This is a genomic window from Pseudorhodoferax soli (assembly GCF_003337555.1).
Classification (GTDB): domain Bacteria; phylum Pseudomonadota; class Gammaproteobacteria; order Burkholderiales; family Burkholderiaceae_C; genus Pseudorhodoferax; species Pseudorhodoferax soli.
In genome coordinates this window covers 370,192-386,219 of sequence record NZ_QPJK01000005.1, presented here as the reverse complement: position 1 = coordinate 386,219, position 16,028 = coordinate 370,192, and the positions used below count along the sequence as shown (strand labels likewise).

11 protein-coding genes are annotated in these 16,028 nt (G+C 66.9%); all 11 read right to left on the bottom strand.

What is annotated here, in order from left to right; all coding sequences use genetic code 11:
• Positions 1-40 precede the first annotated feature (40 nt).
• Entirely contained in the window at positions 41-1,867 is a 1,827-nt protein-coding gene (typA, locus tag DES41_RS19650) for a translational GTPase TypA (protein WP_114469336.1), read from the bottom strand.
• Positions 1,864-2,814: a tRNA pseudouridine(55) synthase TruB gene (gene truB, locus DES41_RS19645; RefSeq protein ID WP_114469335.1), complete on the bottom strand. Its 951-nt coding sequence runs from the start codon at positions 2,812-2,814 to the stop codon at positions 1,864-1,866. Before truB ends, typA begins: the two co-directional genes overlap by 4 nt.
• Positions 2,815-2,817: 3 nt before the next feature.
• The gene (gene rbfA / locus DES41_RS19640; protein WP_114469334.1) at positions 2,818-3,189 is read right to left on the bottom strand and encodes a 30S ribosome-binding factor RbfA; all 372 of its coding nucleotides are present in this window, start codon (positions 3,187-3,189) and stop codon (positions 2,818-2,820) included.
• 21 nt (positions 3,190-3,210) lie between these two features.
• Positions 3,211-6,162 (bottom strand): translation initiation factor IF-2, encoded by a 2,952-nt coding sequence (gene infB / locus DES41_RS19635; RefSeq protein ID WP_114469333.1) that lies wholly within the window; start codon positions 6,160-6,162, stop codon positions 3,211-3,213.
• 24 nt (positions 6,163-6,186) lie between these two features.
• A complete protein-coding gene (nusA, locus tag DES41_RS19630) occupies positions 6,187-7,683 on the bottom strand; it encodes a transcription termination factor NusA (protein WP_114469332.1) in 1,497 nt (498 codons plus the stop codon).
• Between the two features lie 54 nt (positions 7,684-7,737).
• Positions 7,738-8,361: a ribosome maturation factor RimP gene (rimP, locus tag DES41_RS19625; RefSeq protein WP_114469331.1), complete on the bottom strand. Its 624-nt coding sequence runs from the start codon at positions 8,359-8,361 to the stop codon at positions 7,738-7,740.
• A 178-nt stretch (positions 8,362-8,539) separates the two neighbouring features.
• The gene (locus tag DES41_RS19620; RefSeq protein WP_114469330.1) at positions 8,540-10,174 is read right to left on the bottom strand and encodes an ABC transporter ATP-binding protein; all 1,635 of its coding nucleotides are present in this window, start codon (positions 10,172-10,174) and stop codon (positions 8,540-8,542) included.
• Complete coding sequence (locus DES41_RS19615; protein WP_114469329.1) at positions 10,171-11,238, bottom strand: ABC transporter permease; 1,068 nt, start codon at positions 11,236-11,238, stop codon at positions 10,171-10,173. Before DES41_RS19615 ends, DES41_RS19620 begins: the two co-directional genes overlap by 4 nt.
• Before the next feature lie 7 nt (positions 11,239-11,245).
• On the bottom strand, positions 11,246-12,280 hold the full coding sequence (locus tag DES41_RS19610; protein ID WP_114469328.1) for a microcin C ABC transporter permease YejB: 1,035 nt from the start codon (positions 12,278-12,280) through the stop codon (positions 11,246-11,248).
• Positions 12,281-12,283: 3 nt separating this feature from the next.
• Positions 12,284-14,080 (bottom strand): extracellular solute-binding protein, encoded by a 1,797-nt coding sequence (locus DES41_RS19605; protein ID WP_114469327.1) that lies wholly within the window; start codon positions 14,078-14,080, stop codon positions 12,284-12,286.
• A 40-nt stretch (positions 14,081-14,120) separates the two neighbouring features.
• On the bottom strand, positions 14,121-15,962 hold the full coding sequence (locus DES41_RS19600; protein WP_114469326.1) for an extracellular solute-binding protein: 1,842 nt from the start codon (positions 15,960-15,962) through the stop codon (positions 14,121-14,123).
• Positions 15,963-16,028: the final 66 nt, after the last annotated feature.

Sequence of the window (16,028 nt, the reverse complement as noted above, 5' to 3'; positions counted from 1 at the left end):
AGGCCGTTTCAAGGGTTAACCCTGTACGTCGAAACCGCGATCAGGCGTCGCGGCTGGCGCGCTTGCGCTCGTGTTCCTTGAGGTAGCGCTTGCGCAGGCGCACGCTCTTGGGCGTGATCTCGACCAGTTCGTCGTCCTCGATGAACTCCACGCCGTATTCCAGCGTGAGGTCGATCGGCGGCGTGATCTTGATCGCGTCTTCCTTGCCGGACACGCGGAAGTTGGTCAGCTGCTTGGTGCGCGTGGCGTTGACCACCAGGTCGTTGTCGCGGCTGTGGATGCCGACGATCATGCCTTCGTACACCGGGTCGTTGGCGCGCACGAACATGCGGCCGCGGTCGTCCAGCTTGCCGAGGGCGTAGGTGAAGATTTCACCGTCGTCCATGGAGATCAGCACGCCGTTCTTGCGGCCGCCGATCTCGCCCTTGTGGGGCTCGTAGCTGTCGAAGATGTTGCTGATGAGGCCGGAGCCGCGCGTCAGGTTCAGAAACTCATTGGTGAAGCCGATCAGGCCACGCGCCGGGATGCGGTACTCCAGGCGCACGCGGCCACGGCCGTCCGGCTCCATGTTGACGAGTTCGCCCTTGCGCTCGCCCAGCGCCTGCATCACGCCGCCCTGGTGCTGGTCTTCGATGTCGGCCGTCACGAGTTCGATCGGCTCGTGCTTCTCGCCGTCGACAGTGCGAAACACCACGCGCGGCTTGGAGACGGCCAGCTCGTAGCCTTCGCGGCGCATGTTTTCCAAGAGGATGGTCAGGTGCAGTTCGCCACGGCCCATGACCTCGAAGATGCCTTCTTCGTCGGTCTCGGCGACACGCAGCGCGACGTTGTGCTGCAGTTCTTTTTGCAGGCGGTCCCAGATCTGGCGGCTGGTGATGTACTTGCCTTCGCGGCCGGCCAGCGGGCTGGTGTTGACGCAGAAGTTCATCGTCAGCGTGGGCTCGTCGACCTTGAGCATGGGCAGCGGTGCCGGGCTGGTCGGGTCGGTGATGGTCACGCCGATGCCGATGTCGCCCAGCCCATTGATCAGCACGATCTCGCCGGGGCCGGCTTCGGTGGCCTGCACGCGGTCCAGGCCCTGGAAGGTCAGCACCTGGTTGACGCGGCCTTTGTAGGTCTTGCCGTCCGGACCTTCCATGACGACCACATCCATCATCGGCTTGATCGTGCCCTGGCTGATGCGGCCCACGCCAATGCGGCCGACGAAGGTGGAGAAGTCGAGAGCGGAGATCTGCAGCTGCAGCGGTGCGGCCGCATCACCCGAGTTCGCGGGAACGTGGCTCAGGATGGTGTCGAACAGGGCCGACATGTCGGTGCCCCACTGTTCGCCCGGTGCGCCTTCTTCGAGCGAGGACCAGCCGTTGATGCCGGAGGCGTAGACCACGGGGAAGTCGAGTTGTTCGTCGGTCGCGCCGAGCTTGTCGAACAGGTCGAACGCGGCGTTGACCACGTGCTGCGGGCGCGCGCCCGGCTTGTCGACCTTGTTCACCACCAGGATGGGCTTGAGTCCCAGGGCCAGCGCCTTCTTGGTCACGAAGCGCGTCTGCGGCATCGGGCCTTCCTGCGCGTCGATCAGCAGCACCACGCTGTCGACCATGGACAGCGCACGTTCCACCTCGCCGCCGAAGTCCGCGTGGCCCGGGGTGTCGACGATGTTGATGTGCGTGCCCTTCCAGGTCACGGCGCAGTTCTTCGCCAGGATCGTGATGCCGCGTTCCTTTTCGATGGCGTTGTTGTCCATCACGGTGTCGACGACCTTCTCGTGCTCGGCGAAGGTGCCGCTCTGGCGCAGCAGCTGGTCGACCATGGTGGTCTTGCCATGGTCGACGTGGGCGATGATGGCGATGTTGCGGATCTGTTTGCTCATGGTTGGGTTTCCAGGATCTGTTGAATTTCGATGGGACTCAGCAGCCGGGAGGGAATCAGCTCCCCGGCCTTGACATGGGCGGTGCCCAAGAGGGCATGCGGTTGGTCGCCGAAGACCGCGGCGGCATCGGCGTCGGGCCAGGCACCACGCCTGCGCATGCCCGACAGAAAGCGCCCTGCATCCTGCTCGGACAAGGTGACGCGCGTGTGTTGTGGCAGCAGTGCCTCGCAGAGCAGCACCCGTGCCAGGCGCTGGTCTTCGGGCAGGGCTTCGAGCTCGGCGAGCGTGATGCACTGCGCGGCCTCGAACGGGCCGGTGGCCACGCGGCGCAGGGCCACGAGGTGGCCGCCGCAGCCGAGCGCATCGCCGATGTCTTCGCCCAGCGTGCGGATGTAGGTGCCCTTGGAGCACTGCACGCGCAGACGCAAATGCGGTGCATCGCCCTGCAGTTGTGCATCCAGCAGTTCCAGCTCGTGGATGACCACGTGGCGCGGCTGGCGCTCCACGGTCACGCCGGCGCGTGCGTACTCGTACAGCGCCTTGCCGTCCTTCTTGAGCGCGCTGTGCATCGGCGGCAGCTGGGCGATGGGGCCCATGAAGCGGTCGAGCACCTCGACCACCTGGCCGAGGCTGCAGGCGACGGGCCGCTGCTGGACGATCTCGCCCTCGGCATCGGCCGTGGTCGTGGTGACGCCCAGGCGCACGGTGGTCTCGTAGGTCTTGTCGGCGTCCAGGTGCAGCTGGCTGAACTTGGTGGCCGCGCCGAAGCACAGCGGCAGCACGCCGGTGGCCAGCGGGTCCAATGTGCCGGTGTGCCCGCCTTTTTCGGCGCGCAGCAGCCACTTCGCCTTTTGCAAGGCGTCGTTGCTGGAGAACCCCAGCGGCTTGTCGAGCAGCAACACCCCATGCACAGGGCGCCGCTGCACCCTGGTGCGTGGCGCGTTCATGGGCTAGTCGTCTTTGGAGCGCGAAGCGACGGCACGCGCGATCAGCGCGTTCATGTCGGCCGCACGCTCGGTGGTGCGGTCGAACTGGAAGTGCAGCGTCGGCACCGTGTGGATGTGCAGGCGCTTGAACAGATGGTTGCGCAGGAAACCGGCGGCCTGGTTCAGTGCGTCCTGCGTCTCGTCAGGCTGGCCCACCAGCACGGTGAAGAACACCTTGGCGTGGGCGTAGTCCGGCGTGACCTCGACGGCCTGCACGGTGACCATGCCCACGCGCGGATCCTTGAGCTCGCGCGCGATGATCTCCGTCAGATCGCGCTGGATCTGGTCGGCCACCTTCAGGCTGCGGTTGGGTGCTGCGGATTTCTTCGCGGGCATGGCTTACTCCCTCCGGACCCCTTACAGGGTACGGGCGATCTCCTTGATTTCGAACAGTTCCAACTGGTCGCCTTCGCGGATGTCGTTGTAGTTGCGCAGCTTGATACCGCACTCGAAGCCTTCGCGCACTTCCTTGACGTCGTCCTTCATGCGGCGCACCGACTCGACTTCGCCCGTGTAGATGACCACGTTGTCGCGCAGCAGGCGGAAGTGGGCATTGCGCTGCACCACGCCATCGAGCACGTAGGAACCGGCGATCGTGCCGATCTTGGTCGCCACGAACACGGTGCGGATCTCGGCATGACCGATGATCTCTTCGCGCTTCTCGGGCGCCAGCATGCCGGACATCGCGGTCTTCAGCTCGTCCACGGCGTCGTAGATGATGCTGTAGTACTTGAGGTCGACACCGTTGCCTTCGGCCAGCTTGCGCGCACCGACATCGGCCCGCACGTTGAAGCCGATGACCACGGCCTTCGAGGCGATGGCCAGGTTGATGTCGGACTCGCTGATGCCGCCCACACCGGTGTAGACCATCTGCACCTTGACCTCGTCGGTCGAGAGCTTGAGCAGCGACTGCGCCAGCGCTTCCTGCGAACCCTGCACATCGGCCTTGAGGATGATGGGCAGGATCTTGACTTCGCCAGCCGACAGGTCGGAGAACATGTTCTCCAGCTTGGCGGCCTGCATCTTGGCCAGCTTGGTGTTGCGGAACTTGCCAGCACGGTAGGTGGCGATCTCGCGGGCACGGCGCTCGTCGGCCATGACCATGAACTCGTCGCCGGCCTGCGGCACTTCGGTCAGGCCCTGGATCTCGACCGGGATCGACGGGCCGGCTTCCTTGGAGGGGCGGCCGTCTTCGTCGATCATGGCGCGCACGCGGCCCGAGGTCGAGCCAGCCAGCACCACGTCGCCGATCTTCAGCGTACCGGACTGCACCAGCACCGTCGCGACCGGGCCGCGGCCCTTGTCCAGCTTGGCTTCGATGACCAGGCCCTTGGCGGCCACGGTCACCGGAGCCTTCAACTCCAGCACTTCGGCCTGCAGCAGCACCTGCTCGAGCAGCGCGTCGATGTTCTTGCCGGTCTTGGCCGAGACTTCCACGAACGGCGAATCGCCGCCGAACTCTTCGGGCACGACCTGCTCACCGACCAACTCGCTGCGCACACGCTCGCTGTTGGCGTCGGGCTTGTCGATCTTGTTGATCGCAACCACGATGGGCACACCGGCTGCCTTGGCGTGCTTGATGGCTTCCTTGGTCTGCGGCATGACGCCGTCGTCCGCCGCGACCACCAGGATCACGATGTCGGTGGCCTGGGCGCCACGGGCACGCATGGCCGTGAAGGCCTCGTGGCCCGGGGTGTCCAGGAAGGTCACCATGCCGCGCGGCGTATCGACGTGGTAGGCGCCGATATGCTGCGTGATGCCGCCGGCTTCGCCCGCGGCCACCTTGGCGGTGCGGATGCGGTCCAGCAGCGAGGTCTTGCCGTGGTCCACGTGGCCCATGACAGTGACCACCGGTGCGCGCGGCAGCGCTTCGGCCTGTTGGCCCTGCGCTTCGTCTTCGGTGAAGGCTTCCGGATCGTCCAGCGCCGCCACCACGGCCTTGTGGCCCATTTCCTCGACCACGATCATGGCCGTGTCCTGGTCCAGCGGCTGGTTCATGGTGGCCATCTGGCCCAGCTTCATGAGGTGCTTGATGACCTCGGAAGCCTTGATCGACATCTTGTGCGCCAGCTCGGCGACCGTGATGGTCTCGGGCACGTGCACTTCGATGATGCGGGCTTCGGTCGGTGCCGACTGGCCATGGTCGTCGCGCTGGTCGCGGCCGTCGCCACGGCGGCCACGCGGGCCGCTGCGCCAGTTGCCACGTCCCACGCCGCCGCTGGAGTCGCCGCGGGTCGGGATGGCCTTCTTCTTGGCCGGATCGCCGGCCCAGGCGGAAGACGTCTTGGCCGACTTGATTTCCTTGCCGGCACCGCCGGGTGCCGCCGGTGCAGGAGCACCCGGGCGCGTACCCACGGCCGGACGCACACCGCCTGGCGTGGCAGGCTTGTGCAGCGTGCCCTTGACGCCGGGCTTCGCGGCCTCGGCCGGTTTGGCGACAGGCTTGGGCTCTTCCTTCTTGGCGATCAGCACCTTCTTGGGTGCGGCCATCATGGAACGGATGGCGGCCGCCTCGGCTTCAGCCTTGCGACGGCGCTCGGCCAGTTCCTTGGAACGGGCGGCCTCCTCCTCGGCACGGGCCTTGGAAGCGGCTGCTGCGGCGGCGGCCTTGTCGGCCTGGGCTACGGCCGCGGGCGTGGGGGCTGCAGCGGCAACGGGAGCGGCGGCAGGTGCCGGCGCGGACGCGGGCGCAGCAGCAGCAGCAGGTGCGGCAACCTTGGCCTCGGCCGCGCGGGCGGCGTCAGCCTGGGCCTGGGCCTGCTCGGCGCTCTTGCGTGCGGCTTCGGCCGCAGCAGCGGCTTCGCGTTCGGCCTTTTCGGCGGCTTCACGCTCGCGGCGTTCCTGCTCATCGCGCAGGCGGCGCTGCTCGGCCAGTTCTTCTTCCTGGCGGCGCAGGGCTTCGGCGTGCTCGCGGGCTTCTTCCTCGCGGCGGGCAAGTTCGGCCTCTTCGCGCTCGGCGGCGCGTTCGGCTTCCTCGTTGCCTTCGGTCTGGACTTCGCCTTCCGTGTCGTCACGCTTGATGAAGGTGCGCTTCTTGCGCACCTCGACCTGGATCGTGCGGGCACGGCCGGAGGCGTCGGCCTGCTTGATCTCGGTGGTCGACTTCTTGACCAGCGTGATCTTCTTGCGGTCGGCGCTCTGCGTGCCATGGCTGGCCTGCAGGTAGCTCAACAGCTTTTGCTTGTCGGTTTCGGACAGGGTATCGGCCGAGGAGGACTTGGAGACGCCAGCTCCCTTGAGCTGTTCCAGCAGGGTCTCTGCGGGCTTCTTCAGTTCGGAGGCGAATTCAGCGACGGTGGTGGTGGACATGTACTGCGCAACCTTTCATAGCCATTACTCATGCGAAGCGGCGTCGCTGGCGAACCAGTGCTCGCGCGCCTTCATGATCAGGGCCGTGGCCTCGTCCGTGGACTGGCCTGTGATATCTGTGAGTTCGTCGACGGCCAGGTCGGCCAGATCGTCGCGGGTGTTCACCCCGTTCGCTTGGAGCTTGTCGATCATCTCGGCCGACAGGCCTTCGAGGTCGCGCAGGTTCTGCGACACCCCTTCCACGCCTTCTTCCTTCGCGATTTCCATGGTCAGCAGCGCATCCTTGGCACGGGAACGCAGCTCGGTGACCGTCTCTTCGTCGAAGCTTTCGATCTCCAACATTTCCTGCAGCGGCACATAGGCCACTTCTTCGAGGCTGGTAAAGCCTTCGGAGATCAGGATGTCGGCGATCTCTTCGTCCACATCGAGCTTTTCCATGAACAGCTTGCGGCTGGAGTCGGTCTCCTCGGCCTGCTTCTGCGCCGATTCGGCGGCGTCCATGATGTTGATCTTCCAGCCGGTCAACTCGGCTGCCAGGCGCACGTTCTGGCCGCCGCGGCCGATGGCGATGGCGAGGTTCTCCTCGTCGACCACCACATCCATGGCATGGCGCTCCTCGTCCACGACGATGGAGGACACGTTGGCCGGAGCGAGTGCACCGATCACGAACTGCGCCGGGTCTTCGCTCCACAGCACGATGTCCACGCGCTCGCCGGCCAGCTCGTTGGTGACCGCGTTGACACGCGTGCCGCGCACGCCGACACAGGTGCCGATCGGGTCGACGCGCTTGTCGTGCGAGACCACGGCGATCTTGGCGCGCGAACCGGCATCACGGGCGCATGACTTGATCTCCAGCAGGCCTTGCTCGATCTCGGGCACTTCCTGACGGAACAGCTCGACCATGTAGGCCGGCGAAGAGCGCGACAGGATGATGGGCGCGCCGCGCAGCGTGAGGTCGACCTCCATGATCATGGCCCGCACACGGTCGCCCGTGCGCAAGTTTTCCTTGGGGATCATCTCGCTGCGGCGCAGCCGGCCTTCGACACGGCCGCTCTCCACGATGATGTCGCCCTTGTCCATGCGCTTGACGGTGCCAACGAAGATCTTGTCGCCACGGCTCATGAAGTCGTTGAGCAGCATCTCGCGCTCGGCGTCGCGGATCTTCTGCAGGATGACCTGCTTGGCGGCCATTGCACCGATGCGGCCGATCGGCACGGACTCGACCGGCTTCTCGATGTAGTCGCCTTCTTCAATGTCGGCGATGTCTTCCTTGACGTCGGAGTACAGCTCCTCGGCCTCGGGATTCTGCAGACCGGCGGAATCGGGCACGACCAGCCAGCGGCGGAAGGTCTCGTAGACGCCGTTGTCGCGGTCCACCGCCACGCGGATGTCCACTTCGCCCTGGTACAGCTTCTTGGTGGCCTGGGCCAGGGCGGCCTCGACCGCGCCGAACACGACATCGCGCTCCACGTTCTTCTCGCGCGAGATCGCGTCGACCAACATCAGCATTTCGCGGTTCATGTCATGCTTCTCCTGCAGTCTTCATTCGTTGCGGGGACATCCGGGGGCGTCCCTTCATTCTTCGGCGGCCGCACTGTTGCCGCGGCCCTTGAAATTCACCACCGGCGCCAGGCGGGCGTCGCGCAGTTCGTCCAGCGTGAAGCCCAGCACGTGCACCGGCAACTCGGTCTTCTTGCGGGACGGCTTCTGTCCGGGCTTGGGTGCGGGCGGCTCCTCGCTCCACAGCAGTTGCCACTGCGCCGGTGCGGCGGCCTGCGCGTCGGCCGGTGTGTCGGCGTTCACGGCCTCGACGCGCTCGAGCCGGCCGCGGAACTTCTTGCGTGTCGGCGCCACCTGGCCCGCGGCCGCGGCGCCCAGCGGGGCCTTGAGCGTCAGGTCGACCAGTTCGCCGGCAAAGCGCTGGAAATCGGCTTCCTTGCGCAACGGGCGGTCGATCCCGGGCGAGGACACCTCCAGCCGGCGGTACTCGACGCCCTCCACTTCCAGGCCGAACTGCAGCTGGCGCGTGACCTTCTCGCAGTCTTCCACCGTGATGAACAACTCAGTGCCCTTGGCGGTGCCCGGCACCCAGGGATGGTCGATCGTGATGCGCAGCAAGCCTCCGGCAGAGCGCTCGATCTCCACCAAGTCGTATCCCAGACCTTCGACGGTCTTGGTCACCAGCTCCTGCAACGCCACGGCTCTCCTTTTGCCCAACAACACACCAACAACACGATTGACGCAAACCGGCCGCAAACACAACGCATGTGCCAAGGCAAAGTCGCCAGGCGCCCTTGCTTGCGTCAATCCTCAAAATCAAGCGACCAAAAAAAATGGGCCGGTAGCTACCCGCCCATTTGGTCGTGAAGCGCGCATTCTAGCCCAAATTTGGCGGGCTGTGTACACCCACAGGTGCAGCGGCAGCCACCAGGCTGCGCGTATAGGGGTGATGCGGTGTGTCCAACATGGTGGCCGCCGGGCCGAATTCAACGATCTCCCCGTCTTTCATCACGATCACGTCGTGCGCCATGGCCCGTACCACATCCACGTCGTGGGTGATCAGCAGGTAGGCCAGGCCGCGGGAGCGCTGCAGTTTTTGCAGCAACTCGAGCACCTGTTTCTGGATCGTCACGTCCAGCGCGCTGGTGGGTTCGTCCAGCACCAAGAGCGTCGGCTCGACGATCAGCGCGCGCGCGATCGCGATGCGCTGGCGCTGGCCGCCGGAGAACTCGTGCGGATAGCGCTGCAGCAGTGCCGGGAAGCGCTCGGCCGTCATGCCCACGTCGGCCAATGCGGCCTGCACGCGGGGACGCCGCTGCTCGGGCGTGAGTTCGGGCGCGTGCACGCGCAGGCCCTCGCCGACGATCTCCTCGATCGTCATGCGTGGCGAGAGCGAGGAAAACGGGTCCTGGAACACCACCTGCACGGCGCGGCGCAGCGCAAGTTCGGCACGGCGCCCGCCGCCCCAGGTGCCGCCGGCCACCTCCAGCCGCCCCTGCGACGGCAGCAGGCCCAGGGCTGCGAGCGCCAGCGTGGACTTGCCCGAACCGGATTCGCCGATCACGCCCAGTGTGCGGCCGGGCGGCACCGCGAAGTCCGCGCCCTTGACGGCCTCGAAGCGGCCCTTGCGGAACCAGCCCGCGATGCCGGGCAGCGTGACCGTATAGCTCACGCGCATGCCATCGGCGCGCAGCACCGGCACCCCCTCGGCAGGGGTTTCCAGCACATCGCGCTGCGGCCGGCTGTCGATGAGCCGGCGCGTGTAGGGGTGCCTGGGCTGGGCGAAGACCTGCTCGACCGGGCCCTGCTCCACGATGTGACCGGCCTCCATCACGGCCACGCGGTCGGCGAAGCGGCGCACCAGGTTCAGGTCGTGCGTGATCAGCAGCACGGCCATGCCGTTGCGGCGCTGCAGGTCGGACAGCAGGTCCAGGATCTGGCCGCGCAGCGTCACGTCCAGTGCCGTCGTCGGCTCGTCGGCCAGCAGCAGCGCCGGCTTGCAAGCCAGAGCCATCGCGATCATCGCGCGTTGGCGCTGCCCGCCCGACAGCTGGTGCGGGTAGGCACCGGCGCGGCGTTCGGGCTCGGGGATGCCGGTGTCGCCCAGCAGGCGCACGGCCTCGCGCCAGGCCTCGCCGCGCAGCAGCGCCTGCTTGAGCTGCAGCACCTCGGCGATCTGCTCGCCCACGGTGTAAAGCGGGTTCAGTGCCGTCATCGGCTCCTGGAAGATCATCGCGATCTCCTGGCCGCGGATGGCACGCACCTCGCGCTCGGGCAGGCTCACGAGGTCGGTCCAGCCTGCACGGCCCTGGAAGAGCGCCTGGCCCGTGACCTGCGCGTCGGGCACCAGGCGCAGCAGGCTCAGCGCCGTGACGGTCTTGCCCGAGCCGGATTCGCCGACCAGCGCGAGCTTCTCGCCGGGTGCCAGGGTGAAATCGACACCGTGCACCACGGTGTGGCCGCCGAAGGACACCTGCAGCTGTTTGGCGTTCAACAACAGGGGCTGCGTCATTTCTCAGCCTTTCGCGGGTCGAGCGCATCGCGCAGCGCGTCGCCCATGAAGGTCAGCAGCAGCAAGGTCAGCACCAGCACGCCGAAGGTGGACATGGAGATCCACCAGGCATCGATGTTGGCCTTGCCCTGGCTCAGCAGCTCGCCCAGCGAAGGCGTGCCGGGTGGCACGCCCAGGCCCAGGAAGTCCAGCGAGGTCAGGGCCAGGATGGCCGCGCTCATGCGGAACGGCAGGAAGGTCACCACCGGCACCATGGAATTGGGCAGGATGTGGCGCCACATGATCTGCACGCTGGACACGCCCAACGCGCGCGCGGAGCGCACGTAGTCCATCTGCCGGTTGCGCAGGAACTCGGCCCGCACGTAGTCCGACAGCCCCATCCAGCCGAACAGCGAGAGCAGCACCAGCAGCAGCGACACGCTGGGCGCGAAGATGGCGCTGAAGATGATGAGCAGGTACAGCTCGGGCATGGAGCCCCAGATCTCGATGAAGCGCTGGAATGCAAGGTCGGTCTTGCCGCCGAAGTAGCCCTGGATGGCGCCCGTCACGATGCCCAGCACCACGCCGATCGCCGTCAGCGCCAGCGCGAACAGCACGCTGACGCGGAAACCGTAGACCAGCTGGGCCAGCAGGTCGCGGCCGCGGTCGTCGGTGCCGAAGAAGTTCTCGGTCGAGGGCGCAGCCGGGTTGGGCTGGCTTGCGAAGTAGTTCAGCGTGCGCGGGCCGTAAGGGTTGGGCGCATAGACGGCCCAGTTCTCGCCACGGGTGATGCGCTGGCGGATGAAGGGGTCCAGGTAGTCGGCCGGTGTCTCGAAGTCGCCACCGAAGACCTTCTCGGAATAGTCGCGCAGCACCGGGTAATAGGTCTGGCCTTCGTAATGCACGACGAGCGGCTTGTCGGTGGACAGGACCTCGGCGAACAGGCTCAGCACCACCAGCGTGCAGAACAGCACCAGGCTGTAGAAGCCAAGCTTGTTGCGGCGAAAGCGCTGCCAGGCACGACGGCCGGGCGAGAGGTGCAACGGCTCCGGCGCCGGTGCCGGCGCAGCAGCCGTGGGCGGCATGGTGCTGCTAGTCAAATTTCACCCGTGGATCAACCAGCACATAGGACAGGTCGCTGATCAGCTTGGTCACGAGCCCGATCAGCGTGAAGAAGAACAAGGTGCCCAGCACCACCGGGTAGTCGCGCCGGATGACGCTCTCATAGCTCAGCAGGCCCAGGCCGTCGAGCGAGAACAGCGTCTCGATCAGCAGCGAGCCCGTGAAGAAGGCGCCGATGAAGGCCGCGGGAAAGCCCGTGATGATGGGGATCAGCGCATTGCGGAACACGTGCTTCCAGAGCACGCGGCGCTCGCTCAGTCCCTTGGCGCGCGCCGTCAGCACGTATTGCTTGCGGATCTCCTCAAGGAAGGCGTTCTTGGTCAGCATGGCCGTCACCGCGAAGCTGCCCAGCACCATGGCCGTGACCGGCAGCGTGATGTGCCAGAGGTAGTCGGCAATGCGCGCGCCGACGGACAACTGCTCCCAGTTCGACGAGACCAGCCCGCGCAGCGGGAACCACTGCAGCTGCCCGCCGAAGACCACGAGCAGCGCCACGCCCAGCACGAAGCCCGGAATGGCATAGCCGACCAGCACGATGAGCGTGGTCACGAAGTCGAAGCGCGAGCCCGCACGCACGGCCTTGGCCACGCCCAGCGGCACGGCGATCAGGTAGCTGATGAAGAAGGTCCACAGGCCCAGGCTGACGGAGACGGGGAGCTTTTCCTTGATGAGCTCCCACACCCCCTTGCGCTGGTAGAAGCTCTGGCCCAGGTCGAACTGCGCGAAGGACTTCAGCATCTGCCAGAAGCGCTCGGGCGCCGGCTTGTCGAAGCCGTAGAGCACCTTGATCTCCTCGACCTGCTGCGGGCTCAGCCCCTGGCGGCCACGGTAGCCGGCAGAGCTGGCCGAGGGGCCTTCCCCGCCGCCATCGCGCCCCTGCAGCTGCGCCACCATCTGCTCGACCGGACCGCCCGGCACGAACTGGATGACCACGAAGGTCAGCAACAGCACGCCCAGCAGCGTGGGAAACATCAGCAACAGGCGTTTGACGATATAGGCGGCCATGGATCAGGGATTCTTGGGCACAGCCCACCAGGTGACGGCTGCCCAGCTGTCGGGCTCATAGTAGGGTGGCACGACAGGCGGCAACCCGAAACCTTCCGGCCGATAGCCGACCAGGAAGTTGCGGCTGGTCCATTGGGGGATGGCATAGTAACCAAGTCGCAGCACGCGATCGAGGGCCCGCAGGGCGCTGTCGAGCTGCTCCCGCGTCGTAGCCGCCGTGGCGTGGCGGATCAAGGCATCGACCGCAGGGTCCTCGATGCCCCAGTAGTTGGCCGAACCAGGGGTCTTGGCGGCCTTGGACCCGAAGCGCTCGAACAGCTCGCTGCCGGGCGTCAACGTGGCCGGAATCCGCAGGCTCGCCAACTCGAAGTTGAAGTCGTCCATGCGCTGCTGGTACAGCGCCCCGTCGACGGTGCGCACCGTGAGCGCGATGCCCAGCTTGGCCATCGCCGCCTGCATGGGCAGCACCAGGCGCACGCCCGAGGGCTGGGCCGTGAGGTACTCGAGCACGAACGCTTCGCCCTTGGCGTTGCGCAGCGCACCGTCGCGGTAGGTCCAGCCCGCATCGGCCAGCAGCGCGCGCGCATGGCGCAGGTTCTCGCGCAGGCTGGACGGCGGCGCCGTGCTGGGCGACAGCGGCACTTCGCCGAACACCTCTGGCCGCAACTGCGCCCGCAGCGGCTCCAGCAGTGCCAGCTCATCGGCCTTGGGCGCGCCCACCGCCTGGAAGTCGCTGCCAGGAAACCAGCCCTGCACCCGCGCGTACAGGCCATAGAACATCTGGCGGTTCAGCCACTCGAAGTCCATGGTCAGCGCCAGCGCCTGGCGCACGCGGATGTCCTTCAGCTTGGGACTGCGCAGGTTGAAGATGTAGCCCTGGAAATCGCCGGGATAGCGGTGCTCGAACACGCGCTTGCGCACCTCGCCGGCGTCGAACGCGCGGCCCCGGTACTGGCGCGCCCAGTTGCGCGAAATGAACTCGCGCTTCAGGTCGTACTCGCCGGCCTTGAGCCCCTCGAAGCGGGCCGCATCGTCCAGGTACAGCTTGTAGGTGATGCGGTCGAAGTTGTACATGCCGCGGCGCACGGGCAACTCCCAGCCCCAGTAGTCCGCGCGGCGCACATAGGTGATGTCGCGGCCCAGCCGTGCGCTGCTGGGCTGGTAGGGCCCCGAGCCGATCGGCAGGTCGGTCGTGACCTGGTCGAAGGGCTTGCCCGCGCCCCACGCGCGGCTGAACACCGGGATGCCGCCCACCATCAGGGGCAACTCGCGGTTGTCGCTCGAGAAGTCGAAGCGCACCACGCGTTCGCCGAGCGCGACGACACGCGCGACATCGGCCAGCAGGGTCCGGTACTGCGGCGCCGCGCGCGGGCTCATCAAGGTCTCGAAGGAGTGCACGACATCGGCCGCCAGCACCGGCAGGCCATTGCTGAAGCGCGCCTGTGGCCGCAGGCGGAACGTGGCCGAGCGACCGTCCGGCGCCACCTGGACATCCTCGGCCAGCAGGCCGTAGCCCGTGGCCGGCTCCTGCAGGTTGCCCGTCAGCAGGGACTCGAACACCAGCTCGGTCAGGCCCGCGGGCGGCGTGCCCTTGAGCGTGAACGGGTTGAACTTGTCGAACTGCGTCACCGCGATCGGCGGCACCAGGCGGATCTCGCCACCCTTGGGGGCGTCGGGGTTCACATAGTCGAAGTGCGTGAAGCCGGGCCCGTAGCGGATATCGCCGAACTGGGCATAGGCATGCGCCCCCCAGGCAGGAACGGCCATCAGCCAGGCCATGCAAAGAAACCAGATCCTCATGCAGCCATTCTGCGGTATGCCCCGCGCCACCGGCCCGGCCTCATCGCGGACCCGCCCACCACATGGTCAGCAGCCAGGAGCGTGCCAGCAGGCGCTGCGGCAGCGCTGCCGCCGGGCGCTGCAGCCAGGCCTTGCGTGCCACGTAGTAGCGGCTGTCGTAGTACATCGGCACGCCGTAGTGCTGGTGCAGCAGGAAGCGGTCCAGCAGCCGCGCCGCGGCGGCCAGCGTGGCGCGGTCATGGCTGCCGACGATCACCTCGATCAGCTCGTCGATCACAGGGTCGCTGATGCCGGCCAGATTGCGGCTGCCCTTCTGCGCGGCCGCCGCCGATCCCAGCTCGTCGTGGAGTTCGTTGCCCGGGCTCGACGAGCCTGCCAGCAGGTCGACCGCCATGTCGAACTCGAAGGCGTCCTGCCGCGCCTTGATCAGGCTGGCGTCGCGCAGCCGCAGCTGCAGCGCGATGCCGAGCTTGGCGAGGTTGCGGGCATAGCCGGCCAGCACGGCTTCGGAGGCGCGGCTGGCGATGTCGATCTCGACCACGAAGGGCTGGGAGCGCGCATCGCGCAACGCGCCATCGCGGTAGTGCCAGCCTGCTTCGTTGAGCAGACGCTGGGCCTGCAGCAACTGGCGGCGCAGGTTGTCCGCGACGTTGCCTGTGGCGACCGGCCGGGGCAGTTCGCCGTGCGTCATGTCGGCATAGCGCTGGCGCAGCCGCAAGCCCTGCAGCACGGCCTGCTCCGGCCCATCCAAGGCCGGCTGGGCCATCAGGTCGTCGCTGTTCTGGAAGTAGCTCTGGGTCCGCACCCGGCGGCCGTAGAACAGGCGCTGGTTCATCCAGTCGAAATCGAAAGCCAGCGCCAGCGCCTGGCGCACGCGCACGTCTGCAAAGCGCGGTTGGCGCAGGTTGAACACCAGCGCCTGCATGCCGGTGAAGCGGCGGTGCGCGATCTCATCCTTCAGCAACTCGCCAGTGGCGAAACGGTCGCCACGGTAGCGGCGCACCCAGGCATTGATCGAGCCTTCCTCCAGTGCGTCGAGCGCGCCCACCTTGAGCGACTCCTCCTCGCCCAGGCGGTCCTTGAAGTACTCGTAGTGCACGCGGTCGAAGTTGAACATGCCGCGCCGCACCGGCAACTGCGCCGCCCAGTAGTCGTCGCGACGGCGGTAGCTGATGCCTCGGCCGAACTCGGCCTTCTCCACCACATAAGGCCCGCTGGCCAGCGGCGCCTCGCTCAGGATCTGGTCCAGCGGCTTGCCCTGGCCCCAGGCGCGCGAGAACACCGGCAACTGCCCGAGGATCATGTGCAGTTCGGCATTGCGCTGCTTGAAGTGGAACCGGATGCTGCGCTCGCCCGTCACCACGGCCTGCTGCACGCCGGACCAGTAGGCACGGAAGGTCGGGCTCGCCTGCGCGCTCGTCAAGGTGTCGAAGGAGTGCTTCACATCCGCCGCAAGCACCGGGCTGCCATCGGAGAAGCGGGCCTTGGGATGGAGGCGGAACACCACGCTCAGGCCGTCGGCCGCCAGCACCACGTCTTCCGCCAGCAGGCCATAGGTGGAGAACGGCTCGTCCTCGCTCGGCGTGGTCAGCGAATCGAACACCAGGCCGTACTCGGCGAACACGAAGCCGTTTGAAAAACCCATGCCGGCCGGTGGCGTGCCACGCAGCGTGAAGGGGTTGAGCTTGTCGAAACCGCCCGCCGCCGACAAGACCAGCGCACCGCCTTTGGGGGCGTCCGGGTTCACGTAGTCGAAATGGGTGAATGTGGCCGGGTACTTGGGCGTGTAGCCCATGCCCTGGGCCGCGGCGGCCGCCGCGGGCGGCGCCAGAAGTGCCGCCACCGACAGCATGGCCAGCCCCAGGAGCGCGCGGTATCGCATGCGACAATTCTGCACTAATCGCCCTGCCGCCTCGGATAATCCCTGAACAGGTGCCGCCGGCAGGCT